The organism is Dactylosporangium cerinum, assembly GCF_042653625.1.
Classification (GTDB): domain Bacteria; phylum Actinomycetota; class Actinomycetes; order Mycobacteriales; family Micromonosporaceae; genus Dactylosporangium; species Dactylosporangium cerinum.
Genome location: NZ_JBHSIU010000110.1, coordinates 178,257 through 199,480, shown reverse-complemented (window position 1 = coordinate 199,480; position 21,224 = coordinate 178,257). Strand labels below are relative to the sequence as shown.

Annotated in this window: 27 protein-coding genes; 18 read left to right on the top strand and 9 right to left on the bottom strand. The window is 71.2% G+C overall.

Going from position 1 to position 21,224, the window contains the following annotated elements:
• The first annotated feature begins 72 nt into the window (after positions 1 to 72).
• Together ACFPIJ_RS55315 and ACFPIJ_RS55310 are read left to right on the top strand one after the other, a co-directional pair.
• Positions 73 to 945 (top strand): dioxygenase family protein, encoded by an 873-nt coding sequence (locus ACFPIJ_RS55315; RefSeq protein ID WP_380127619.1) that lies wholly within the window; start codon positions 73 to 75, stop codon positions 943 to 945.
• A 3-nt stretch (positions 946 to 948) separates the two neighbouring features.
• Positions 949 to 1,602 carry an MOSC domain-containing protein gene (locus ACFPIJ_RS55310; protein ID WP_380127618.1) on the top strand — a complete coding sequence of 218 codons (654 nt, stop codon included), beginning with the start codon at positions 949 to 951 and terminating at the stop codon, positions 1,600 to 1,602.
• On the opposite strand, the gene ACFPIJ_RS55305 is transcribed toward ACFPIJ_RS55310, so the two are convergent.
• Together ACFPIJ_RS55305 and ACFPIJ_RS55300 are read right to left on the bottom strand one after the other, a co-directional pair.
• Positions 1,592 to 2,125 (bottom strand): hypothetical protein, encoded by a 534-nt coding sequence (locus tag ACFPIJ_RS55305; protein ID WP_380127617.1) that lies wholly within the window; start codon positions 2,123 to 2,125, stop codon positions 1,592 to 1,594. The genes ACFPIJ_RS55310 and ACFPIJ_RS55305 overlap by 11 nt on opposite strands.
• 12 nt (positions 2,126 to 2,137) lie before the next feature.
• Positions 2,138 to 3,115, bottom strand: a complete 978-nt coding sequence (locus ACFPIJ_RS55300) for a glycoside hydrolase family protein (RefSeq protein ID WP_380127616.1) — start codon at positions 3,113 to 3,115, stop codon at positions 2,138 to 2,140.
• 101 nt (positions 3,116 to 3,216) lie between these two features.
• On the opposite strand from ACFPIJ_RS55300, the gene ACFPIJ_RS55295 reads away from it, so the two are divergent.
• The gene (locus ACFPIJ_RS55295; RefSeq protein WP_380127615.1) at positions 3,217 to 5,445 is read left to right on the top strand and encodes an EAL domain-containing protein; all 2,229 of its coding nucleotides are present in this window, start codon (positions 3,217 to 3,219) and stop codon (positions 5,443 to 5,445) included.
• 19 nt (positions 5,446 to 5,464) lie between these two features.
• On the opposite strand, the gene ACFPIJ_RS55290 is transcribed toward ACFPIJ_RS55295, so the two are convergent.
• Positions 5,465 to 6,055: a thymidine kinase gene (locus tag ACFPIJ_RS55290; protein ID WP_380127614.1), complete on the bottom strand. Its 591-nt coding sequence runs from the start codon at positions 6,053 to 6,055 to the stop codon at positions 5,465 to 5,467.
• Positions 6,056 to 6,159: 104 nt separating this feature from the next.
• Between ACFPIJ_RS55290 and ACFPIJ_RS55285 the strand changes: the two genes are divergently transcribed.
• The 3 genes from ACFPIJ_RS55285 to ACFPIJ_RS55275 are packed head-to-tail and all read left to right on the top strand — an operon-like array spanning position 6,160 to position 8,144.
• Positions 6,160 to 6,504: a hypothetical protein gene (locus ACFPIJ_RS55285; protein WP_380127613.1), complete on the top strand. Its 345-nt coding sequence runs from the start codon at positions 6,160 to 6,162 to the stop codon at positions 6,502 to 6,504.
• A gap of 46 nt (positions 6,505 to 6,550) precedes the next feature.
• Positions 6,551 to 7,318, top strand: a complete 768-nt coding sequence (locus ACFPIJ_RS55280; protein WP_380127612.1) for a hypothetical protein — start codon at positions 6,551 to 6,553, stop codon at positions 7,316 to 7,318.
• A gap of 46 nt (positions 7,319 to 7,364) precedes the next feature.
• Positions 7,365 to 8,144, top strand: a complete 780-nt coding sequence (locus ACFPIJ_RS55275) for a hypothetical protein (RefSeq protein WP_380127611.1) — start codon at positions 7,365 to 7,367, stop codon at positions 8,142 to 8,144.
• 4 nt (positions 8,145 to 8,148) lie between these two features.
• Here ACFPIJ_RS55275 and ACFPIJ_RS55270 read toward each other — a convergent pair whose 3' ends face one another.
• From ACFPIJ_RS55270 to ACFPIJ_RS55260, 3 genes are read right to left on the bottom strand one after another with little or no spacing between them, the layout of a single operon-like run.
• Entirely contained in the window at positions 8,149 to 8,592 is a 444-nt protein-coding gene (locus ACFPIJ_RS55270) for a hypothetical protein (protein WP_380127610.1), read from the bottom strand.
• Between the two features lie 58 nt (positions 8,593 to 8,650).
• Entirely contained in the window at positions 8,651 to 9,751 is a 1,101-nt protein-coding gene (locus ACFPIJ_RS55265) for a Gfo/Idh/MocA family protein (protein WP_380127609.1), read from the bottom strand.
• The gene (locus ACFPIJ_RS55260) at positions 9,748 to 10,089 is read right to left on the bottom strand and encodes a sugar phosphate isomerase/epimerase family protein (protein WP_380127608.1); all 342 of its coding nucleotides are present in this window, start codon (positions 10,087 to 10,089) and stop codon (positions 9,748 to 9,750) included. Before ACFPIJ_RS55260 ends, ACFPIJ_RS55265 begins: the two co-directional genes overlap by 4 nt.
• Here ACFPIJ_RS55260 and ACFPIJ_RS55255 point away from each other — a divergent pair.
• The 3 genes from ACFPIJ_RS55255 (at position 10,034) to ACFPIJ_RS55245 (ending at position 12,178) form a co-directional block, all read left to right on the top strand.
• On the top strand, positions 10,034 to 11,461 hold the full coding sequence (locus ACFPIJ_RS55255) for an aldehyde dehydrogenase family protein (RefSeq protein ID WP_380127700.1): 1,428 nt from the start codon (positions 10,034 to 10,036) through the stop codon (positions 11,459 to 11,461). The two genes, ACFPIJ_RS55260 and ACFPIJ_RS55255, sit on opposite strands and share 56 nt — an antisense overlap.
• 130 nt (positions 11,462 to 11,591) lie before the next feature.
• Positions 11,592 to 11,888, top strand: a complete 297-nt coding sequence (locus ACFPIJ_RS55250) for a hypothetical protein (protein ID WP_380127607.1) — start codon at positions 11,592 to 11,594, stop codon at positions 11,886 to 11,888.
• Complete coding sequence (locus ACFPIJ_RS55245; protein WP_380127606.1) at positions 11,888 to 12,178, top strand: ribbon-helix-helix protein, CopG family; 291 nt, start codon at positions 11,888 to 11,890, stop codon at positions 12,176 to 12,178. Before ACFPIJ_RS55250 ends, ACFPIJ_RS55245 begins: the two co-directional genes overlap by 1 nt.
• Before the next feature lie 845 nt (positions 12,179 to 13,023).
• Here the strand turns inward: ACFPIJ_RS55245 and ACFPIJ_RS55240 are convergent.
• The 3 genes from ACFPIJ_RS55240 to ACFPIJ_RS55230 all read right to left on the bottom strand — a co-directional run bounded on the left by ACFPIJ_RS55240 (position 13,024) and on the right by ACFPIJ_RS55230 (position 15,423).
• Positions 13,024 to 13,239, bottom strand: coding sequence for a hypothetical protein (locus ACFPIJ_RS55240; protein ID WP_380127605.1), 216 nt, complete (start codon positions 13,237 to 13,239; stop codon positions 13,024 to 13,026).
• A 622-nt stretch (positions 13,240 to 13,861) separates the two neighbouring features.
• Complete coding sequence (locus tag ACFPIJ_RS55235) at positions 13,862 to 15,106, bottom strand: helix-turn-helix domain-containing protein (protein ID WP_380127604.1); 1,245 nt, start codon at positions 15,104 to 15,106, stop codon at positions 13,862 to 13,864.
• Positions 15,103 to 15,423, bottom strand: coding sequence for a putative quinol monooxygenase (locus ACFPIJ_RS55230; protein WP_380127603.1), 321 nt, complete (start codon positions 15,421 to 15,423; stop codon positions 15,103 to 15,105). The genes ACFPIJ_RS55235 and ACFPIJ_RS55230 overlap by 4 nt, the downstream gene beginning before the upstream one ends.
• Positions 15,424 to 15,826: 403 nt before the next feature.
• Between ACFPIJ_RS55230 and ACFPIJ_RS55225 the strand changes: the two genes are divergently transcribed.
• The 9 genes from ACFPIJ_RS55225 to ACFPIJ_RS55185 all read left to right on the top strand — a co-directional run bounded on the left by ACFPIJ_RS55225 (position 15,827) and on the right by ACFPIJ_RS55185 (position 21,070).
• Entirely contained in the window at positions 15,827 to 16,060 is a 234-nt protein-coding gene (locus ACFPIJ_RS55225; RefSeq protein WP_380127602.1) for a DUF6284 family protein, read from the top strand.
• 9 nt (positions 16,061 to 16,069) lie between these two features.
• A complete protein-coding gene (locus ACFPIJ_RS55220) occupies positions 16,070 to 16,441 on the top strand; it encodes an RRQRL motif-containing zinc-binding protein (protein ID WP_380127601.1) in 372 nt (123 codons plus the stop codon).
• Positions 16,442 to 16,488: 47 nt separating this feature from the next.
• Positions 16,489 to 17,265 carry an ABC transporter permease gene (locus ACFPIJ_RS55215; RefSeq protein WP_380127699.1) on the top strand — a complete coding sequence of 259 codons (777 nt, stop codon included), beginning with the start codon at positions 16,489 to 16,491 and terminating at the stop codon, positions 17,263 to 17,265.
• 87 nt (positions 17,266 to 17,352) lie between these two features.
• Positions 17,353 to 17,502 carry a hypothetical protein gene (locus ACFPIJ_RS55210; protein WP_380127600.1) on the top strand — a complete coding sequence of 50 codons (150 nt, stop codon included), beginning with the start codon at positions 17,353 to 17,355 and terminating at the stop codon, positions 17,500 to 17,502.
• 87 nt (positions 17,503 to 17,589) lie between these two features.
• Positions 17,590 to 17,973: a hypothetical protein gene (locus ACFPIJ_RS55205; protein WP_380127599.1), complete on the top strand. Its 384-nt coding sequence runs from the start codon at positions 17,590 to 17,592 to the stop codon at positions 17,971 to 17,973.
• Positions 17,970 to 18,224 carry a hypothetical protein gene (locus tag ACFPIJ_RS55200; RefSeq protein ID WP_380127598.1) on the top strand — a complete coding sequence of 85 codons (255 nt, stop codon included), beginning with the start codon at positions 17,970 to 17,972 and terminating at the stop codon, positions 18,222 to 18,224. Before ACFPIJ_RS55205 ends, ACFPIJ_RS55200 begins: the two co-directional genes overlap by 4 nt.
• Positions 18,221 to 20,365 (top strand): AAA family ATPase, encoded by a 2,145-nt coding sequence (locus ACFPIJ_RS55195; RefSeq protein ID WP_380127597.1) that lies wholly within the window; start codon positions 18,221 to 18,223, stop codon positions 20,363 to 20,365. Before ACFPIJ_RS55200 ends, ACFPIJ_RS55195 begins: the two co-directional genes overlap by 4 nt.
• 148 nt (positions 20,366 to 20,513) lie before the next feature.
• A complete protein-coding gene (locus ACFPIJ_RS55190) occupies positions 20,514 to 20,759 on the top strand; it encodes a hypothetical protein (protein WP_380127596.1) in 246 nt (81 codons plus the stop codon).
• Entirely contained in the window at positions 20,756 to 21,070 is a 315-nt protein-coding gene (locus ACFPIJ_RS55185) for a hypothetical protein (protein ID WP_380127595.1), read from the top strand. The genes ACFPIJ_RS55190 and ACFPIJ_RS55185 overlap by 4 nt, the downstream gene beginning before the upstream one ends.
• Positions 21,071 to 21,224 lie beyond the last annotated feature (154 nt).

The window sequence follows — 21,224 nt, the reverse complement described above, 5'->3', positions numbered from 1 at the left end:
GACGCCCGAAAGCGACGCCGGCCACAGTTCCCGCATATTGTTGAGCGCTCAACTAATTGCTACATTCATTCCATGACGACGCTGCCCGAGCTGGACCGACACCTCGCCACCGCGATCCCGGCCAGCCGGGACCAGCGCACCTGGACACCCGACGACGGTGCGCTGCCCAGCATCTACCTCAGCCACGGCGCCCCGCCGCTGCTGGAGGACGGCCCGTGGATGCGGGAGCTGTTCGACTGGGCCGCCGGCCTGCCCAAGCCGAAGGCCGTCCTCATCGTCAGCGCGCACTGGGAGTCCGCGCCGCTCAGCGTCTCCGGCACCGCCGCCGGCACCCCGCTGGTCTACGACTTCGGCGGCTTCGCGCCGCACTTCTACCGGTTGCAATACGCCACGCCCGACGCGGGAGCACTCGCCCGGCGGGTCGCCGCCGCGATGCCCGACTCCGAACCCGTGCACGAGCACCGCAGCCGCGGCCTCGACCACGGCGCCTGGGTCCCGCTGATGGTGATGTACCCGCTCGGCGACGTCCCCGTGCTGCAGCTGAGCCTGCCCACCCACGACCCGGACCGGCTGCTCGAGCTCGGCCGGCGGCTGCGCCCGCTGCGCGAGGAGGGCGTGCTCATCGTCGGCTCCGGCTTCATGACGCACGGGCTGCCGTTCCTCAGCCGCGAGCACTGGCTCGGCGCCGGCGGCCCGCCCGGCTGGTCCAGGGACTTCGACGCCTGGGCGGCGGAGGCCCTGGCCAAGGGCGACGTCGACACCCTGGCTCGGTACGCGAGCCTGGCGCCCGGCATGCCGTTCGCCCACCCGACGGTCGAGCACTACACGCCGCTGTTCGTCACGCTCGGCGCCGCCGACCGGCCCGACGCCCCCACGACGTCGGTGATCGACGGCTACTTCATGGGATTGTCGAAACGGTCCATTCAGGCGGACGCTAGCGTCTAGCGGGTGGCATACCTGATCTCCGTCAACGCCGGCACCCCGGTCCCGACCGACCACTCGAGCACGCCCACCACGGGCATCGACAAGCGGCCCGTGGACGGCCCGGTCCGGGTGACCGTGCCCGGACCGGAGGGCACCGCCCCGACCGGGATCGCCGGTGACGTGGTCTGCGACCTGCGGGTGCACGGCGGCCCGGACAAGGCGGTCTACGCGTACGCGCGGGAGGACCTCGACCGGTGGACCGCCGAACTCGGCAAGGACCTGCCCGGCGGCGTCTTCGGGGAGAACCTGACCACCTCGGGGCTGGACGTCACCGGCGCCCGGATCGGCGAGCGCTGGCGCATCGGGGCCGAGGTGCTCCTGGAGGTCTGCGCGCCGCGGATCCCGTGCCGGACCTTCGCGGGCTGGCTCGACGAACAAGGCTGGATCCGGCGCTTCACCGAGCGCGCCGAGCCCGGCGCCTACCTGCGGGTCCTGCAGGAGGGCACGATCCGGGCCGGGGACCCGATCGAGGTCGTGCACACCCCGGCGCACGACGTCACGATCGGGCTCGCGTTCCGGGCGCTGACCGCCGAGCCGGAGCTGCTGCCCCTGCTCGTGGCCGCCGACGAGCTGCCCGAACGCACCAAGGAGAAGGTCAGAGCACGGGTCAGCCAGTAGGCAGGACCAGCGCGTAGGCCCGCGGGAACCCCAGCCGGGGGATCCGCTGCTGCTGGATCTCCTCGATCGTGACCTCGCGGACCTGGCCCGACCCCGGCTCGAAGCAGCGCAGCACGAACTCCTCCGGGTGCGCGGTGATGAGCACCCAGTGCCGGGGGACGCCCTTGCCGACGAGCATCGCGACCGGCCAGCCGGTGTCGACCGCGGCGGTCACGTCGGCGAGCCGGTCGCGGCGCCCGCGGAAGCGCCGCCAGCCGTACCGGACCCCGAGCTCCGCGGTGTGCCTGGAGATCGTCGCGGCGACACCCCAGGGGGTGGTGCCCAGCTTGCGGGGCCAGATCCGGTTGGCGGCGGAGTGGATGCGGTGCTGTTCGGCGCCGTAGTCCGCGACGCCGTCCGCGTACGCGGGGTCCAGCAGCGCCGACGCCACCATGGCGACGGTGGGTCCACAGGTGAACCCGTCGGTCTGCCGGACCCCGGTCCGTAACTCAGCGGTGGTGAAATCGACACCCCAGGCAAGCATGCCCGCTTTGTATCAGACGGCGCGGGCCACGGCTATCTTCGTCCCGGAGCGCTGGCCGGCCTCGTAGAACATGTACTGCACGCCGCCGTCGGTGCCGAACGACGGCGCCGCGGACCGGTTGTTGTCCGGCGCGCCGGACAGCGCGGCATGGAAGACGCCGAGGTGGATCTCCTTGTCGAAGTTGTTGCCGACCTCGGTGAGGAACATGTCGCCGGAGCTGCCGTGGTAGACGACGTAGGTGGTGTTGTTGCGGTACAGCAGGTGCGGGCCGCTCAGGTCGGTCTGCCCGTCGGCGGCGGGCGACACCAGGGGGTTGGGGTCGAACTGCCACGACTTGCCGTCGTTGGACCAGCCCCAGAAGATCCGCCGGCCGCTCTTGAGTCCCATGAAGACCATGACGTACTTGTTGCCGAGCGCGGCGATGCGGTGCTCGAACACCCGCGCGTAGGTGGCCTCGCTGGTGCCGGGCACCATCGCGGTGGTCAGCACGGTGCCGTAGTAGGTGAAGTTGATGCCGTCGCTGGAGATCGCGAGGCGCGTCGTGGTGTTCTCGCCGTGGTAGTACATGAAGAACTGCCTGGTCGAGGCGTTCCACACGACGTGCGGCGACGAGACGTGACTGACCGAGTAGTGCGGCGACCAGGTCCGGCTGATGATCGGGTTGGCCGGGTACTCGGTGAACGGGCCGGACAGTGAGTTGCCGTAGGCGAGGCAGATCCCGCCGGGCGCGTCGTGCGGGGCGTAGTAGAGGTAGTAGCGGCCGCGGGCGCCGCTGATCTTGTCGTACATCCCGCGGATGCAGGGGAAGATGAGCTCCCCGGTGGGGTTGTAGGCCAGGTTCGCGGGGAGCGGCTGGCCGAGGTACTGGTAGGTGGGGAATCCGGCCGGTGCGGCGGCGTGGGCCGCGGTCGGCGCGAGGCTGGGGATGGCGAGTGCGCCGGCGAATCCGGCGGCACCGGCCAGCACCTGGCGGCGGGTTACAGGTGGCATGTGACCGAGTCTCGGAAAGCCCGACGCTTCGCACAAGAGGGTAATACGTATTATCTTGCAGAGCCCTCAACCGCGGCAGCGCCCCTGCCGATAACCAACGCGTGGAGACTTGGGTCGCCAGGCGGCTGTGGCTCGTCTGGTTGCTGATCGGTGGCCTTGCGGCGGTCACCTATCCACTGCTGCCCAAATCCGGCTACGTCGCGAACGTCGGGTACGAGATCGTCGGCTTCGGCGCGGTCACCATGCTGCTGATCGGCGTGCGGCGCAACCGGCCGCCACGGCGCGCGCTCTGGTACTGGTTCGCCGCCGGGCTCGCCGTCTGGGTCCTCGGCGACGTCACCTACGGCATCTACGTCAACGTGCTGCACGAGACCCCGTTCCCGTCCCTCGCCGACGTGTTCTACCTCGGCGCCTATCCGTCCCTTGCCACCGGGCTGTGGATGATGCTGCGCCGGCACGGCCGCGACCTCGCCGGCCTGATCGACGCGTGCATCTCGGCCGCCGGCGCCAGCCTGCTGTTCTGGGTGTTCGTCATGCGCCCCGTCGCCGAGGCCGCCGGGGTGTCGACCGTGCAGCGGCTGTGCTCGCTGGCCTACCCGACCGCCGACGTGGTCCTGCTCGTGCTGCTCGCCCGGCTCCTCGCCGGCCGCGCCGCGAAGACCGCCAGCTACTGGCTGCTCGTGTCCAGCATGCTGCTGATGTTCAGCACCGACATCACGTTCTCCGTCATGTCCACATACGACGCGACGCCCGGTGGCTACCTCCAGGTCGGCTGGCTCATGTCGTACGTCCTGCTCGCGAGCGCCGCGCTGCACCCGTCGATGTGCGGCATGGACGAACCCGTCGGCAGCACGGACACCGCGCTGTCACTGCGCCGCCTCACCGTCCTCGCCGTCAGCTCGATGATCGCGCCCGGCCTGCTGCTCCTGCAGGGCGCGCTCGGCGCCCGGAACATCGACTGGTTCGCCATCGGCGCCGTCGCGGTCGCGGTCTTCCTGCTCGTGGTCATGCGCATCTTCGGCCTGGTCGGCAAGGTGCAGGACCAGGCCGACCAGCTCAGCGACCTGGTCATGCGCGACGACCTCACCGGCCTGCCCAACCGGCGGTTCCTGGAGGAGCTGATCCGCGACGAGCTCGACGCCGGCACCGTGCCGCAGGTCGCGTTCATCGACCTCGACGACTTCAAACGGATCAACGACGGGCTCGGCCACGCCATCGGCGACCAGCTGCTCACCGCCGTCGGCAAGCGGCTCTGCGGGGTCCTGCGCCCCGGCGACGTCGTGGCCCGCCTCGGCGGCGACGAGTTCGCCGTCCTCATGCCGGACACCGCCGCCGGCGCCGCCGACGCGATGGTCACCGAACTCGCCACCGCCCTGCAGGAGCCGGTCTTCGCCGGCGACCAGCACCTGCTCGTCCAGGCCAGCATCGGCGTCGCCGACGCCGCCGGCACCCGTGACCCGTTCGAACTGCTGCGCCGCGCCGACGTCGCGATGTACGCGGCGAAGGAGGACAAGACCCGCCAGCAGCGCTTCAGACCGGAGTTCGACCAGCGGGCCTCGGCGCACGCCCTGCTCGGCGCCCAGTTGCGCGAGGCCCTCGACCAGGGCCAGTTCCAGCTGGTGTACCAGCCGATCGTGGCGCTGCCGCACGGGCAGATCGTCGGCGTGGAGGCCCTCATCCGGTGGCACCACCCGACGCTCGGGTTCATGAGCCCGGCCGACTTCATCCCCGTCGCCGAGCAGAACGGCCAGATCGTCGAGCTCGGCGCCTGGATCCTGCTCGAGGCGTGCTCACAGGGGGCGACCTGGCTGGCCAGCCTCGGCGACGCGGCGCCCGGCAAGGTCTCCGTCAACGTCTCGGCCCGGCAGCTCGCCGAGCCCGACTTCCCGGAGGTGGTCGCCGCGGTCCTGGCAGCGACGGGCTTCCCGGCCGACCGCCTGGCGATCGAGGTCACCGAGACCGCGGTCTTCGGCGGCGGCCGGGCGATCGAGGCCCTCGACGCCGTGCACGAGCTCGGCGTGCGGATCGCCCTGGACGACTTCGGCACCGGGCACTCGTCGCTGGGCCTGCTGCAGACCTGCCCGGTCGACATCCTGAAGGTCGACAAGTCCTTCGTCGACGACATCACCATGGCCGGCCGGCACTCGGTGATCGCCACCGCGCTCATCAACGTCAGCGACGGGCTCAACCTCGACGCGATCGCCGAGGGCGTCGAGACCGCGGAGCAGGCGCAGGAGCTCTACCGGCTCGGCTACCGCTTCGCGCAGGGCTACCACTTCGGCCGGCCGGTCCCGCAGCCGTCGTTCGCGCTCGCCTCCGCCGCGGCGTGAGGCTGGCTTCCGTCACGGCTCAGACCGCCGCTTCCGGCTGGCGCGGCACCCGCACCAGCCCGGGCAGCACCACGCAGGTGCGGCAGCGGGCCTCATAGGTGTAGGTGCCGTCGTCGGGCAGCGCGGTCGACGGCGCCAGCTCGCGCAGCATCGGCTCGCCGTGCTCGAGCACCTGCGTGTAGACGGCGCTGAACCCGCGGCACACGTCGCACACCGCCCGCCGGTAGGTCACCGACGCCGGGCCCAGCTCCAGCAACGCCCGCACCGGCGCGAACAGCTCACCGCGGTGATCCAGGTCGATGCCGGCGGCGACGACCCTGGTGCCGCGCTCCAGCAGCGTCCGCACGACCGCCATGTCGGACATCGCGAACATGTGCACCTCGTCGATGCCCACCACGTCCACGTCGTCGTCCAGCGCCGAGGCGAGCGAGCTGGCCTTCACGGTCGCGAGCGCGGCACCGCTGCGCGAGACGACCCCCGCGTCGCGCACGTGCCGGGCGCTCTGGAACACCCGGTGCCGCACGTCGGTGAACTGCAGCGGCGACAGCAGGCTCACCAGCTCGAGGGACTTGCCACTCTTCATCGGCCCGAGGATGACGGTCAGATCCACGGCGGCCAGGCTACCGCGTTGACCAGCGTCACTCTCACGTGTGACAGGTCACCCGGCGCCGCCCCCGGGTTGCGACCTTCACCCGGACGGGGCATGTTTGACTCATGTACGTCGTTGCGCCCGCCAGCCGTCTGCGGCGTGGCGTGCGACGGCTCGCGCTCACCCTCTGCGCACTGATCCTCGGCGCCGGCTTCACCCCGGCCCTGCCACCGTCCACAGTGGATCGTCCGGTGCCGCCCGTCGCCGCGTCGGTCGTCACGGCGGTGAGTGCGGCACCGACGGCCGTTCGGCGGCCGTCCGCGAGCGTCCCGGCACGGCTCCGGTCCAGCCCGGTATTTCCGCAGGCCGTCGGGTTTGCTGGTCGTACCATGGCCGCTTCTGCCGTTGTTCTTGACGGTGTCACCGTCGGCGCGATCGCGGGACGCGCCCCACCCAGCACCTCGGCCTGAGACGCATTCCCCCTCTCGCCGCTCGATCCCCCCTCGAGGTGCATTCATGGACGCCGCTCTGCAAGACCTTGCGCACGGGATGCGTGAGGCCCTGGCCATCTGGGCCGCGCTGCTCGCCGCAGTCGTCATCACGTTCGCCATCCTCACGTTCCTGTCCAAACGACAGGGCGCCGCGGCCGGCCCCTCGTGGTGGGCCAGGCTGCGCAAGGCCGTCCGCGACCCGGAGGCCGCCCGGGAGCGCCAGCTCGCGATCGACCGGCGCACCGCCGAGCTTCAGGAGCTGCAGCGATACAGCGACGAGGTGGCCGTCGCCGCTTCGCGGACGTCCGTGATGGCGGGCCGCCGGCGCGAGGAGTGGGAGGCCGCGCAGCGCACGCAGGAGGCCGCGTGGCGGGCCTACGAGGAGGCCGAAGGGGCGGTCCGGCGGCTGGAGCGGGCGCAGGCGTTCCCGCTCACCGAGGACGACCCGGCCGGCCGCCGGCAGCACCTGGTGCGGATGGTCAACGCCGCCCACCAGCGTGGCGAGATCTCCGCGACGAATCTCGCCGACGCCCTCATGCACCGCAACGGCTGGGACCCCGCCGAGCACCCGTTCGCCCAGCAGCTGCGGTTGCGCCGGATCATCCGGGACCGGCTGTTCCGCGCGTACCAGCAGGCGTCCACCCTCGAGCGGGAGACCGCCGCCGCGGCGGACCTGGCCGCGTCCTCGAAGCGCAGCCTCGAGGACGAGACCTTCAGCGCGATCCTGCAGGTGCGCACGGCCACCCCGGCTTCTTCGGTGCGGTTTCAGCGTTCCAGGCCGGCCCTGCCGTAACGGATGGGACGCTTCGTAACTGAGGCGTTACAACCAGGGGGCGGTCATGGGCATCGAGCTGTCGATCATCGCGGGGCTCTGTTACGCCTCGTCCAGCGTCAACGCGACCGGCGCCGACCACCATCCCGTCACCGACGACGAGACGGACCTGTTCGGGCTGTCCGGCGACGCCCTCACCGAGGCCGTCGCGGCCTGCCTGGGCGAGGCGCCGGACCTCGCGCAGCTCGACGGGTTCCTGCACCGCTCGCACGACTGGTCCCCGGTCACCACGACCCTGGTCGTGCAGAGCGCCTCCGTCACCGGCGTCGGCTCCATGCCGGTCAGCCTCCCGCTGACCGGCACCGGCGCCCGCCTCACGTGCACGGCGACCCACCTGTGGTCGCCGGCGGCCGGCGTCAGCCCCACCGCGCCGGTCCGCTACTCGATCACGTTCCCGGCCGGCGGCGCCGCCCTGGACTACACCCACGACTGGGGCGCCGGTCTGTCCGAGTCCGCCGCCGTCGACCTGCCGCCGGGAGACACCGGCGACGAGCTGGTCGCGCTGAGCATGAACCTCGGCGTCCGGGTCGTCTACGACGCCTACCTGTCCGGCGAGATCGCGGTGCACTACCGCGACGGGCACCAGGGCCACCGGTACTGGGCGCTGGACGTCGGCACCGTCATGGCGGCGGGCGGCCTGCTCAACGGGCGCCACTTCGCGGAGAACCTCACCATCCGGTATCACGCCAGCGCCCGCGTCGTGCACGCGGACGCCAACGGGAACCTTTCGACCCTGGCGGGTCCGGGCATCCGTTCCGGCGCGGACCTGGCGCTGACCGGCGCCTGAGCCGCTACCGGCAGGCGGCTCGGAACGCCTCGACCGCCGCGTTGACCGGAGCCTTGTCAGGCTTGGAACTCGCGGCGACGTACTTGTCCGCGATGGCCCCCATGGCGTCGGCGAGGTCGCCCGCCGCGTCCGCCGCCGGTCCGGTCGCCCCGGTGATCAGCGAGTAGATCTGCGCCGCGCCCGCGGACCACTGGGCGCTGACCGCGTGGTGCCCGGCCGGCGGGCCGATCGCCTCCGCCTCGGCGACCTTGGCCAGCGTGTTCTTGATCTCGCCGTCGACGGGAGCGCAGACCGCCTTGGCGTCGGCGGTCGGGCTCGCCACGGCCTGGGCGGTCTTCCCCGCGGCGGCGTTGTCCTTGCCCGCTTCCTTCTCACAACCGGCCGCCCCGCCGAGCAGGACGGCCGCCACAACCAGTCTCAGTACCGTCGCGCGCTTGGTCACGTTCATCCCCGTTCGTGTGCCTGAGCGCCGCAACCTACCAACTTCCTTGATCCCGCGCTGCCCGTCAGTGGCTGATGTCGTACGGGTCCCAGTCCTCGGGCACCGGGTCGACCTGGGGCGCGCGGCTGGTGACGTCGACCGGGGCGCCGGACTCGATCGACGCCGTCACCGCCGCGATCGTCTCCAGCACGTGGAACGCCAGCCGCCCGTCGGCGCGGTGCGGGCGTCCGGAGCGCACGGCCCGGGCGATGTCGAGGGCGCCGAGCCCGCGTCCGGCCACCGGCCCGGTGACCGGCAGCTTGACCCAGTCCGTCGCGCCGCGCGGCAGCAGGCGCAGCGGCCCGGTGAACTCGTTGGGGTCCGGCAGTGACAGCGCCGCCTCGCTGCCGACGATCTCCACGTGGCCGACCCGGCGGTGCGGCGAGTCCCAGCTCACCGTGCTCGACGCCGTCTGCCCACCGGCGAAGCGGCTGACGAACGACACGTGCGTCGAGACCTCCACCTCGTGCTCGACCCCGGCGCCGGGACCGTTGAGCGGGGTCCGGCGCGGCCGGGCGATCCGGCCGACGCCGAAGACCGAAGCGAACGAGCCCAGCGTCTGGGTCAGCGCCGTCAGGTAGTACGGCCCCATGTCCCACAGCGGGCCGGCGCCGCGGGACAGCAGCGTCTTGAGGATCGGATGGTCGTCCTGCGGGCCGGGCACCTCGAAGAGGGTCAGACCGGACAGCGGCTCACCGATGTCGCCGCGCTCGACGGCCCGGCGGGCGCTCTGCAGGCCGGCGCCGAGGAACGTGTCGGGCGCGCAGCCGATCCGCAGGCCCCGCTCGGCGGCGGCCGCCAGCAGCTTCCGGCCGTCCTCGACCGCGAGGGCGAAGGGCTTCTCCGACCAGACGTGCTTGCCGGCCTCGAGCGCGGCGAGCGAGACCGCCGCGTGGGCGGCCGGGATCGTCAGGTTGATGACGAGCTCGATGTCGGGCCGGGCGAGCAGCTCGTCCGGCGTCCCGGACAGCGGCACCCCGTAGGCCGCGGCCTGGGCGGCGGCCCGCTCGGGCAGCAGGTCGGCGATCATGACCACGGACAGGTCGGGGAACCGGGTGAGGTTGTCCAGGTACTGCGCGCTGATCCGCCCGGCCCCGATGACCCCCACGCCCACAGCGTCAGTCATGCCGACACCCCCGCCACCCGCGGGGCGAGAAACGCGTGGCTCGCCGCGATGCCCTCGAAGATGTCGCCGGCGTACTCGTCGAACTCGACCGCCCCGGCCTCGACCTGCGGCGCCGCCGCCAGGATGGCGTCGATCGGCAGCCGGCCCTGCCCGGCGGGGCGCTGCTCGAGGTTGTCCCGGCTGACCGGCCCGTCCTTGAGGTGCAGGAACCGCACCCGGTCGCCGAAGCCGCGCACGACGGCGACGGGGTCCGCGCCGCCGACCGCGACCCAGTAGGCGTCGATCTCCAGGACGACCTCCGGCCGCACCTTCTCGACCGCCGGGGGTTGGCAGGACACCGCCGAGCGTTGGACGATCACCGACTCGTGGACCGGCGCGGACCTCGGGACCGTGTCCGTCGCGACGAAGCAGCACGCCACCGCGGCCGTCGACGCCGCCGCGGCGGCGATGCGCACCGGGCTGGCGCCGCACGCGCGGGCACGGGTGCTGGCCGAGGTCAGCCGGCTCATCGAGACCCATGCCGAGGAACTGGCCGGGCTCATCACGGCCGAGACCGGCAAGCCCATCACCGCGTCGCGCGCCGAGGTGGCGCGGGCCGTCATCACCGCGCGCCTCTCGGCCGAAGAAGCCGGGCGCCTGCCGGGCGAGACCGTGCCGCTCGACGCGGTCGAGGCCGGCGACGGGACGTTCGCCTTCACCATGCCCGGCCCGCTCGGCATCGTCGCCGCCGTCACGCCGTTCAACTTCCCGCTCAACCTGGTCCTGCACAAGGTCGGCCCGGCCCTCGCCGCCGGGTGTGCCGTGGTGCTCAAGCCGTCGGAGCACGCGCCGCTGACCGCGGGCCGGCTGACCGCGCTGTTCGAGCGCGCGGGGCTGCCGGCCGGGTGGCTCAACCTCGTCACCGGCCCGCCGGCCGACATCGTCGACGCATGGCTGGCCGACGACCGGGTCGCCGTGGTCACCTTCACCGGCTCCTCGGCGGTCGGCTGGCGGCTGAAGGCCCGGTCCCCCCGCAAGCGGCACGTGCTGGAGCTCGGCTCGAACACCGCGATGGTGGTGGCGGCCGACGCCGACCTCGACCGGGCCGTGCGCGACGCCACGACGGCGGCACTCAGCGGCTCCGGGCAGGCCTGCGTCTCGCTCCAGCGCGTCTACGTCGAGCGTCCCGTGGCGTCGGCGTTCCAGGCCGCGCTCGCCCGGTCGTTCGCCGCCACCCCGTGCGGCGACCCCCGCGACGAACGCACCGTCGTCGGCCCGCTGATCAGCCGGGACGCCGCCGAGCGCCTGGCGGCCTGGGTGGCCGCCGCCCAACGGGCGGGCGCCCGCGTCGCCGCCGGCGGCAGCGTCGAGGACCGCCTCATGGCGCCCACGGTGCTCGTCGACGTGCCGCGCGACAACCCGCTCGTGTGCGAGGAGGCGTTCGGCCCGGTCGTCAGCGTCATCGTGGTCGACTCCGTCAGCGCCGCGATCGACGAGGTGACCGCGGCCGACTACGGCCTCAACACCGCCCTCTACACCGGGAGCCTGGCGACATCACTGGACTACGCGCGGCGGGCCGAGGCCGGGACGGTCCTCGTGAACGTGGCGCCGTCGTTCCGGACCGACCACATGCCCTACGGCGGCGTCAAAGGCTCCGGCCAGGGCCGCGAGGGCGTGAAATACGCGGTCGCCGAACTGCTGCAGGAAAAGCTGGTCGTGCTCCGGCCGTAGCCTCCGCTCGTCCAGCGGTGGATCGGCCCACCCAGAATCCGAGCGCGAGGACCGCCGCGATGACGCCGATCCCTGGGCCTGGGGACGTGCACGCATGCCCTCCACGTATGAAGCGTATTACCCTTCATACGTGAGCGAGGTCGTCTGGCGCATGCCGACGGCGAGCGAGCGGCCCGAGGCTGACCTGCGGGACGGCCTGACCACTGCCGACCTGGCCGAGGCACTGGTGCGGGCCGACGGCGAGCAGCACCGGGTCGAGCTCAGCGAGTTGCGCCTGGCCGTGACCGCTCCGAGCCGCGGAATGTCGCGGCTCATCCGCGTCCTGCTGATCCGCGACGACGGCTCGTTCGTGTGGCGGATCCGCTTCGCACGGCTGGCGACGCCGGACGAGATCGAACAATGGGCCGAGCAGACGGGAGCAGCGTGATGGAACAGCCTGACCTGAACAGCATGACGGACGACCAGGTCGCCGAATGGTTCGCCGGCAACGACACGAGCGCCCTCGCCGGCACCGGCCGGCCAGCCGAAGGCCAGTTCGTGCAGGCCGACGAGACAGGCGCCCCGGCCGGCAGGATGGTGTCGCTCAAGATGCCCGCCGCCATGGTCGACGCCCTCGACGCCGCCGCCGGCCGCGACCGCGAGGGCCGCTCCGGCATCATCAGAACCGCCGTAGCCGAATGGCTGGCCCGCCACCCCAACACCACCGAAGCCGCCTGACCCACCGACCCCGGAACCGGCCCACCTGCTCAGCCGACATGCTGCTGTCCACGCTCGCCAGCTACCTGGCCGCAGCGGGCGACCGCCCCCGCGTCGTGGTCACGATCGCTGGACTCGACGTCGAGGTAGACCTGACACCATTAATCAGGCACTAAACCCGACACCCGACCGCTCGTTCTTACGACCCGTCTGACATGCGTGGCCGCAACGCTGGCCGCCAACAGAACGCACGCCCATTCCGTACCACCGCCAAAACGAGACAAGAGCACTCAACGCGCCGACTCGGCGCCGGGCACGGTGTTGAGGGGGTGTGGGTGGAGCGAAGCTCCCCCACCGGGGAGCGCGGCGAAGCCGTGCGCGGGAAATGACGGAATCACCAACGCGAATCGGCGCCCCCGCCGATGAGCAGGAAGCGCCGATTGATGGAGTGGAGACGAGGGGACTCGAACCCCTGACCCCCACACTGCCAGGACTGGACTCACGACAGTCGTTGACCTGCGAGGACCCTGACCTGCCCATCCAGCTTCGTCCGACCATCATTCCCCGCTGGTCTCCGCGAACGACCGGGCGATCTGGCACGGATCTGGCACGCCTGCAGCGGCTATCGCACGTGGCTTGACGGGTTGCACCCGGATGCCGTCCGACGCCACGACGAGTGCCCGAACCTACCAGGGACCGGCAAACACCCCAAGCTCAGCCCGGCGAGTCGCGACCCGCGACGCCATCACCGACGACCCCGCAGAAACCGCCAGCACGAAAGCCATCCTCAACGATTGGCCGACAGCCTCACAAGACGTGAATGTTTACCGCGCGGGAGCCGTCAACCTCCATTACAGGAAACCCCGTCAGTCTCGCAAGATTTCGTGAATGACAGGCATACCGCTGGCGATAAGACGACGGGTTAAGTCTCTATGCTCTTCATCGTCAATTTCGATCAGAATTCCGGATTTAGTCGACAGATGGAACAGGGTAGCGTCCTCTACTGGCTGATCATCGTAGTGCACGAGAACCCATTCTGATAGCGGGAAAGGCAATTCATCCGCTAGTCGGTCGATTTCCATCATTAAATCCTTATGGAGTGCGACACCTTCCCTCAGGACGAGGAAAGCCACCATTTCCGTACGAGTCGCCAAATCTAGTAGTACTACCGTCGGGCAGGACAATCATACTCGACCGCTGAGGCGACCCATGGTGCACTGCCATTGTAGAAATCGCAATGGCGAGATGAGATTTGCGCATGCACCCTCCGTATTGAATGCGCACGAATTTGATTGGCGGATCATATCGGCGAATATCGCTTGGTAGTATCCCGTTTTGCGATCTTTCGGAAGGTGCAAGAACGGACATATGTGCGGCCCGTGGTTGGCACCACGGCGATTGCGGCAGGGGCAAGCGGTGGCCGCACGCGAAAGCAATCCGCCAGCGCGACGGCTGGCGGCTGACCGAGGTTGAGATACCCATGTGGTGTGGCTTGGAGCGACCGGACGGCACCTATACCGGCTACTCCAAGTGCTGAGACGGTCTGCGGTCGCGATGGACCGGCAAGCTGAGCCCTCCCGAACCGCCCGCCTCATGACCCTCGGGGACACGACAGGGACAGGTGTCCCCGAGGTGTCCCCGAGATGATGTTGCGTTTCCGCTGTTCAAAGGATGTTCGGGGACACGAGGGACGCCGGGGACACCTTAGGGCTGCGCGTCGGCACGCTCGGCGAGCGCCCTCAGTTCCGGCGACGTCGCGCGTCCAGCGATCAGGATCAGCTCCCTGATGGCGCTCCGCGCCGCCACGTGCGTGTGGATCAGTTCGGGGGCGAGTTCCTCGGCCTGCAGCAGGCAGGCGAGCGCTTCGCCGGTCTGCCTGCGTTGGGCGTAGGCGCGTCCCATGTCCAGGGCCAGGCGGGCGCGCCGTTCGATGGACAGCGCTTCGGCATCTACCTGCTGCCCGATGTCGATCGCTTCGCCAGCGTCCCCGAGTTCGACGGCGATGGAGACGGCCTGGATCTCCACGTTCGTGGGACCGAACTCAAGGTTGAAGTCGTTCCGGTCGCTCCCCAGGCGGAGCGCAACCTGCCGCGCACGGTCGATCTCGCGGCGCGCCTCAGCGCGGTTCCCTGCTCGTGCGTGGACGAGCGCCAGGACGAGATGGAGCGATCCCATCACCGAAAGCGCCTCGGCCGCGGCGGCCTGGTCCGGTGTGTGTTGGTGCAGCGCGTTCACGGCGGTTGTTGCCGCGTGTTCGGCCTGGTCGACGCGCTTGAGGCGGACGAACGCCTGCGCGAGCCGAAACACACCCGCGAACACGTGCAGCGCCTCACCGGACCGCTCGGCAGCGTTGATCGCCCGGTCCGCCGCGATCCATGCCGCGTCCGGCTCGTCCTGCCGCACGAAGGCCGCCGACAGCGCCTGGTAGGTGCGGCTGAGCAGCGACCAGAGCGCCGGCCGTTCGTCGTCCGGTGCCGTACGGGCCGCCCGCTCCAAGCGCGGGACCAGCGGACCGATGGAAGCGCTCAGCTCCGCGAACTGGTTCGCGTGCGTCAGAGCCCAGATCTCGTCAACAGCGGCACGCAACTCGGACAGGCTCACCGGCGCGGCAACGGCCTCCCCTGAGAGCAAGACCTCCGGCACCGGATGTCCGGAGATGACGAGTCGAGCCTGATCTAGGTCGTTGGACGGGAGAACGGCCTCATCACGAACCGGAGTCTCCGGCGCGATGGGCGAGTCCGGTTGCAGCGCCTGGACAGACACGCCGAGGCCGTCGGCCAGGCGGCGGAGCACGTCCAGCCTTGCGACCGGCTGGACTCCCCGCTCCACCTGCGAGAGCCAACTCGACGTACGTCCAAGCTCGGCGGCCAGCTCGCCCTGGGTCATGCCGCGCTGCTTCCGCAGGTCGGCGACCAGCGCTCCGAACGCGCGTTGCTCCTCGGTGATCACAGATGCATCGGCCCCTTTCCGGATTCGGCCTGCATGAACGTGACGTCGACACCGCTCGTGTACTGCACCCGCTCGGCCAGGAAGTGCTTGATGTGTGGCTGCTCCCCGTGGAAGTCGAACGCCGCGCGGTTTGAGTACAGCTCGTAGAACACGCGCGTCAGTGGCTGGTCCGGCACGGTGTGCACCACATACGCCAGCGTGTCCGGTTCGTGCCGCTCGATCTCGGGCGTCGTGCGCGACACCAGGTCATCGAACCCCTCCGCGGCTTTTTCGTCGTGGAGGTGGAAGTGGACGACGAGTGCGAATCCCCTGCTCATTGCTGCCTCTCGTAGTAGTCGCACTCAGCTTGCCAGACTCACAGTCGCACTGCCACTCGCAGAATTTCTTGACTCGCAGAAACACTGCGACTACCTTCGCAGTAGAGCTGCTAGTGAGCGATCGCAGGCAGCTTGACCGGCTGGTACCAGGCACGGCGGGGCGGCTACGGCTGCGCCGTTCGTGGACCTGGCCACCGTGTCCGCGTGCCTTGAGAACTTCACAGCGACACGAACAGCAGCGCGTGCCAGGCCGTGCGCGAGATGCCTGCGGCGACCCCGGTAGGTCCCGGGTGAGCGGGTGAGCAAGACCGGACGGCCGCGCTGAATCGCTTACACCACAACGCTTACCGCCCGCCCGGGATCTCTCGGCCGGGCGGTCATTACCGATCTCATAGGAGAGACCGTGATCTACGAACGTGACGACCCGACCCCCGCCGACCTCGACGCGATCGAGGACGAGTGGCCGTTGATCGAGGCGGAGATGGACCTGCTCGACCTGCAGGTGTCGATCCTGGCCGGTCACGGCCGAGTGGACGACCTGGAGGCACAGCGCCTGCGCAACGCCCGCGCCACGGTCGTCCGCGAATCGCTGGCGTTCTACAAGCGCCGGTTCAACGCGCAGCGTCCGGCCGCATAAGGCCAGGCAGTGGCCCGCATCCGCGCCGCTTACCTTGACCCGCTCGGCGACCGGTACAGCCTGCCGACCTGGTGGTGGCAGGGCGCACCCGACACCTACGCCACTCGCCGCCAACTCCGCGCCCGTGGCCTGCGCCCCGGTGATCAGCCGGTGGCCGGCCAAATCCTGTGGCGTGGCGTCGGCGGCGAACGCGTCGCCTACCTGTACCGGCTCGACCTGGCAAAGCCGCACCGCCCCGCGACCCCCGCGCAGCGCCGCGCGATCGGCCGGGCGCTGCTGGCCCGCCGGACCTGCTCGACCTGCCGCGAAGTGCGGCCGTACTACATCCCGCGCTCGCTCGGCGAGTGCCTCACCTGCGCCTACCCCGAGGAGACCCCGTGACCACCGCAACCGCCCCCAGCGCCTATCCCGCCCCGATCGAGGCGCTCATGGCCGACGCCCGCGCCCTGGCCGACCGGCTCGGCGACATCCCGTCCCGCAACGCGCTCATGAAGGAGTTCAAGATCGGCGCCCCCAAGGCCAACGCGATCCGCGAGGCGCTCACCGACGAGCGCGCCGCACCCGCCGAGGTCCCCGCGCCGCGCGCTCTGCACGTCGTGCCGGACCTGGAGCCGGACACCGACACTCCCGAGCCCGCCGCGCCGGTCGGCGGCGAGCCGGTCGCCGAGGTGATCGAGGCGCCGCCGCTGGCCACGGGTGACGGACACCCGGACACCAGCATCACCGCGCCGGACGTCCCGGTCATGCCGGCCGCGCCGCCTGCCGAGGCGCCCGCCCGGCGCCGCCCGCGTTCGTGGCCGGTGTGGGTGCTGGCGCTGCCCGCGTTCGTGGCCATCTGGTCCGGGTGGGTCGGCCTCGGTGAACTCACCGGGTTCGGCGTGGTCCACCCGCTACCCGGCATCGCCGACGACGTCAGCATCAACACCGCGATCACCCTTCCCATCGGGGTCGAGACCTACGCCGCGTTCGCCCTCGCGGTCTGGCTGTCCGGCCGCGCCCCGGCGAACGCCCGCCGGTTCGCCCGCTGGTCCGCGATCGGCTCACTCATCTTCGGCGCTGCCGGACAGGTCGCCTACCACCTGATGAGCGCGGCCGGAGTCACCGCCGCCCCGTGGTGGATCACCACCGCCGTCGCCTGCCTGCCCGTCGCCGTCCTCGGTATGGGCGCTGCCCTCGCACACCTCATCCACGCCAGCCACGACTAGCGCCGCCCGGTGCGCGGCCCCATGGCCTAGGAACCTCGGCCGCGCACCGGCCCCCATCCCCCGCACTGTCCACAGAGGAGAGACACCATGCCCGGATCGTTGAAGAACAAGGCAATGAGCGTCGTGCTGGCCCTGCTGGCCGCGTACTTCGTCGTCACCAACCCGACCGGCTCGGCGCAAGCGGTCACGACCGTTGCGCGGGGCGTCCTGGCGTTCCTCGCCGCCCTGGCCGGTTAGCTCTGCCCGGTGCGCGGCCCCATGGCCTAGGAACCTCGGCCGCGCACCGGCCCCCATCCCTCCACAAGGAGTCAGGAGACCTACAGCATGACAACCCCGACCAGCGTTGGCACCCCCGCCGACGCGCCCGTCACCCCCGGTGTGCTCCCGGACGGGCCGGTGTACCCCGCGACGTCCGACGGGGTGCTGGCGGCGTTGACCGCCCTCGGCGACACCGCCGACGCCGTCGCCACCGCCCTGCTCGCCCTCGGCTACACCGGCCGTCCCGCGTCCCCGGCGTACTGCCCGATCGCCTGGTACCTCATCGACGCCGTGCCCGAGCTGGACACCGAACACGTCGAGGTCGGCTGCGACGACGCCGGACTGTGGAACGCCCCGCGCGGCCACGCGATCGACGTGGACCTCCCCGACCAGGTCGTTGCGTTCATCACCGCGTTCGACGGCGGCGCCTACCCCGAGCTGGCGTGGTGAGCGGCCAGTGCGGGCAGTGCCCCGCGCTGCACGCGGAGATCGCCCGGCAACGGCAGATCATCCACCAGCTTGAGCGGCGGATCGCGAACCTGCGCGAATGGGTCGCGTTCCTGCTCGCCGGGCTGCGCGGCGCGGTCGCCCTCATCGCCCGCGAGGACGTCGAACCCACCATGCCGCGCCGCAACCTCGTCCCCGCCATCCACCAGCACCTCACGGACCTGATCGAACGCGCCGAAGGGAACCAGCGATGACCGACCTGCACACCACCGTTACCGGCGCGCACGACGACCAGCCCCCGCCCCGGCTGCACCTCGTCAAGCCGCGCACCCTCGACCGTGACGACCTGGGCGACGAACTCGGCGAGGTGGGCGAGGTCGGCGGCGACGCCGAGACGGTCACCGTTGCCGGCACTGACGTCGGCGACCCGGTCGACGCGCTCGACGTCGCTCCCACCCTGTCGTGGAAGGACGTCACCACGACCGGCGCGGCCGGACGCGCGCCGATCGTCCCGACCTGGCTGCACGACCGCACGCAGCGCGCCGCGACCCTCGCGGCGATCGGCGACAACCTGCGGTATTGGGCGCTGTTCCACCTGGCCCGGTCCCCGAAGTACCTGGCCAAGACGACCGTGTACGCGCCGATCGGCGCGGCGCGGGTGATCGGCCGGACGCTGCGGTGGGCGAACGCTGAGGAAGGCAACTGGCAGCTCCGCCAGCACGCGGCGAGCACCAACGACGCCTACACGTTCCAGTCGCTCAAGCGGCTGCGTTCCAAGGAGGCACGCGGCCGCTGGTGGGCGGTCGGTGTCGGGTTCGCCGCGCTGCTGATCGCCCTCGTCACGCTCCGCGCGTCCGGGGTCGTGCCGCCGTACGGCTGGTACGCGGTCGCGGCCGCCGCCGTGCTGCTGCTCGCCCGCGCCGGACGCCCCGCTGACAAGCCGATCACCGACCGGGTGTCCAACGCCCCGCGGTTCACCAAACTGACCGGTGAGATGGTCCGCAACGCCATGGTGTCCCTCGGCCTGTCGGCGATGAAGGAACCCGCCTCGGTGGAGTTCGTGCACCCCGGCATCCACCGCGACGGGCCGGGCTGGCTCGCGCGGGTCAACCTGCCGCAGGGCCTGGAAGCGGTCAAGGTCCTGGAACGGCGCGGCATGCTCTCCTCCGCGCTGCGGCTGCCAGTAGACCAGGTGTGGCCGTCCCCCGGGCCGGAGCACGCCGGACAGGTCGACCTGTGGGTCGGCTACCAGCCCGCCTCGAAGATGGGGCAGCCGAAGTGGTCGATCGCGGCGCCGAACGCCCGCACGAGCGTGTTCGAGGAACACGAGTTCGGCAGCAACGAACGTCAGCAGCCGGTGAAGACCAGCCTGTTCGCCCGGTCGTTCGTCATCGCTGGGCAGCCGGGCTCCGGCAAGTCGTACGCCGCGCGGGCGCTGGTCCTGATGGCGTCGCAGGACCCCACGGTGGAGTTCAAGATCGCCGAGTTCAAGGGCACCGGCGACTTCATCGACCTCGCCCCGATCTGCTCGACCTACGTTGTAGGCGTCGATGACAAGGCCATCGCCGAGGGCGCCGCGATCATCATGTGGGGCCTCGCCGAGGCAGAGCGGCGCGGCAAGCGCGTCCTGGCCGCGAAGCAGCGCGGCGAGGCACCCGAGGGCAAGGTCACCCCGGAGTTGGCGCGGAAGAAGGGGTCCGGGCTGCACCCGGTCGTCATCGTCATCGACGAGGCGCACGAGTTGTTCGGCGCGTCCGCTGACGCCGCCGACGCCGCTGAACGGCTGATCAAGCGGGCGCGGGCGCTGAACATCATCGTCGTCCTCGCCACCCAGATCCCGGACCGCACGAGCCTGCCGCCGAACATCGTCCGGTGCGTCACCAACCGGTGGTGCCTGTCGGTGGCCGGGCAGGTCGAGAACGACATGGTCCTGGGCACCGGCGCCTACAAGCGCGGGATCACCGGCACCGTGTACCGGCCGGTTATCGACGCCGGGTGGGGCTGCATGACCGGCCTCGCCGCCCCTACGGCGGTCCGGTCGCAGTACCCGACGCCGGAGGTCGCGGCCGAGATCGTCGCCCGTGCGGTCGCGATCCGGGGCGGCGCCCCGGTCGGTGGCAACACCGACCTGCCCACCGCCCGGGACCTGCTCGCCGACCTGGCCGAGGTGTCCGCGTCCAACGGGCAGCACTGGGCACCCGCCGCCGACGCCCTCACCGAACGGTGGCCGAACGCCTACCCCGGGCTGACCGCCGACGCCCTGTCCGAACTGGCCCGCGCCGCTGGTGTACAGAGCGTCACCGTCAAGGTCGGCGGCAAGCCGCTCAAGGGGTACCGGCTCGACGGGCTGCGGGAGCTGATCGGCACCCGCGCCGCGACCCCCAGCGAGGGGTAACGGCGAAGGTAACGGCAGAGGTACCGGTAACGCCCGCGTTACCTCTGCCGTTACCCCTCAATCCACACCCCTGCCTGCGACGACTTTGCGCAGGTAGCTGGTAACGCCATGCCAAAAACAGGCCCGAAAACCCCTCAGGGAGCCTTCCGTGACCACCCTGTCCGCCGTTACCGCCGCCGCCTTGGCCGCCTACGCCCTCGCCTGCTGGATCGCCCCGTTCGGCCGCTGCCAGGGCTGCAAAGGCACCGGCACCCGCCAGACGTTCCTCACCCACCGTTACCGGCCGTGCCGGTGGTGCCGAGGCGCCGGCCTCCGCCTGCGCATCGGCCGTCGCCTCTACAACTTCGCCGCCCGCATCCACCACGACGCCACCGCACATCGGGACGCGCGATGAGGCGCCTCACCCGCACGGCGCGGCGCGGCGCCGTCGACACCCAGCGGCACCCGGACTGGTGCGCCGGAGGCCACCGCTGCGGCCTCGGCGAGCACCGCGCCGACCCGCTGACCATCGCCATCCCCGGCTACGGCCGCGCCACCCTCACCCGCGTACGCGCCGCCGACGGCCGCGAGCACGCCGAAGTCCGGCTCACCGTCGCCCTGGCCGACGCCGAACCGTGTGCGCGGGTGCAGCTCCTCGGCGTCGCCACCGACCTGCGAACCCTGCTCGGCCGCGCCGCTCGGCAAGCCACCCACCGGGCTGCGTAATGCACGCCGATACCAACCGGTGCGGGTTCTGGTTCGGCATCGAACAACGGCACTGCGGCGCCGCCGAGGGCGTCCGCCGCTACCTGCCCGGCGAGCGCTGCCCGGCACACACCCCGGCGGCGCTCGCCGGACGCCCGGAAGCACCTTCAACCAC

Coding starts and splice junctions, on each gene's coding strand:
- ACFPIJ_RS55315 (WP_380127619.1), top strand. CDS start 73: ATGACGACGCTGCCCGAGCTGGACCGACACCTCGCCACCGCGATCCCG.
- ACFPIJ_RS55305 (WP_380127617.1), bottom strand. CDS start 2,125: ATGCTTGCCTGGGGTGTCGATTTCACCACCGCTGAGTTACGGACCGGG.
- ACFPIJ_RS55215 (WP_380127699.1), top strand. CDS start 16,489: ATGGCCGACGCCCGCGCCCTGGCCGACCGGCTCGGCGACATCCCGTCC.
- ACFPIJ_RS55195 (WP_380127597.1), top strand. CDS start 18,221: ATGACCGACCTGCACACCACCGTTACCGGCGCGCACGACGACCAGCCC.
- ACFPIJ_RS55245 (WP_380127606.1), top strand. CDS start 11,888: ATGGAACAGCCTGACCTGAACAGCATGACGGACGACCAGGTCGCCGAA.
- ACFPIJ_RS55265 (WP_380127609.1), bottom strand. CDS start 9,751: ATGACTGACGCTGTGGGCGTGGGGGTCATCGGGGCCGGGCGGATCAGC.
- ACFPIJ_RS55300 (WP_380127616.1), bottom strand. CDS start 3,115: ATGCCACCTGTAACCCGCCGCCAGGTGCTGGCCGGTGCCGCCGGATTC.
- ACFPIJ_RS55270 (WP_380127610.1), bottom strand. CDS start 8,592: ATGAACGTGACCAAGCGCGCGACGGTACTGAGACTGGTTGTGGCGGCC.
- ACFPIJ_RS55285 (WP_380127613.1), top strand. CDS start 6,160: ATGTACGTCGTTGCGCCCGCCAGCCGTCTGCGGCGTGGCGTGCGACGG.
- ACFPIJ_RS55205 (WP_380127599.1), top strand. CDS start 17,590: ATGACAACCCCGACCAGCGTTGGCACCCCCGCCGACGCGCCCGTCACC.
- ACFPIJ_RS55185 (WP_380127595.1), top strand. CDS start 20,756: ATGAGGCGCCTCACCCGCACGGCGCGGCGCGGCGCCGTCGACACCCAG.
- ACFPIJ_RS55240 (WP_380127605.1), bottom strand. CDS start 13,239: ATGGAAATCGACCGACTAGCGGATGAATTGCCTTTCCCGCTATCAGAA.
- ACFPIJ_RS55280 (WP_380127612.1), top strand. CDS start 6,551: ATGGACGCCGCTCTGCAAGACCTTGCGCACGGGATGCGTGAGGCCCTG.
- ACFPIJ_RS55275 (WP_380127611.1), top strand. CDS start 7,365: ATGGGCATCGAGCTGTCGATCATCGCGGGGCTCTGTTACGCCTCGTCC.
- ACFPIJ_RS55210 (WP_380127600.1), top strand. CDS start 17,353: ATGCCCGGATCGTTGAAGAACAAGGCAATGAGCGTCGTGCTGGCCCTG.
- ACFPIJ_RS55230 (WP_380127603.1), bottom strand. CDS start 15,423: ATGAGCAGGGGATTCGCACTCGTCGTCCACTTCCACCTCCACGACGAA.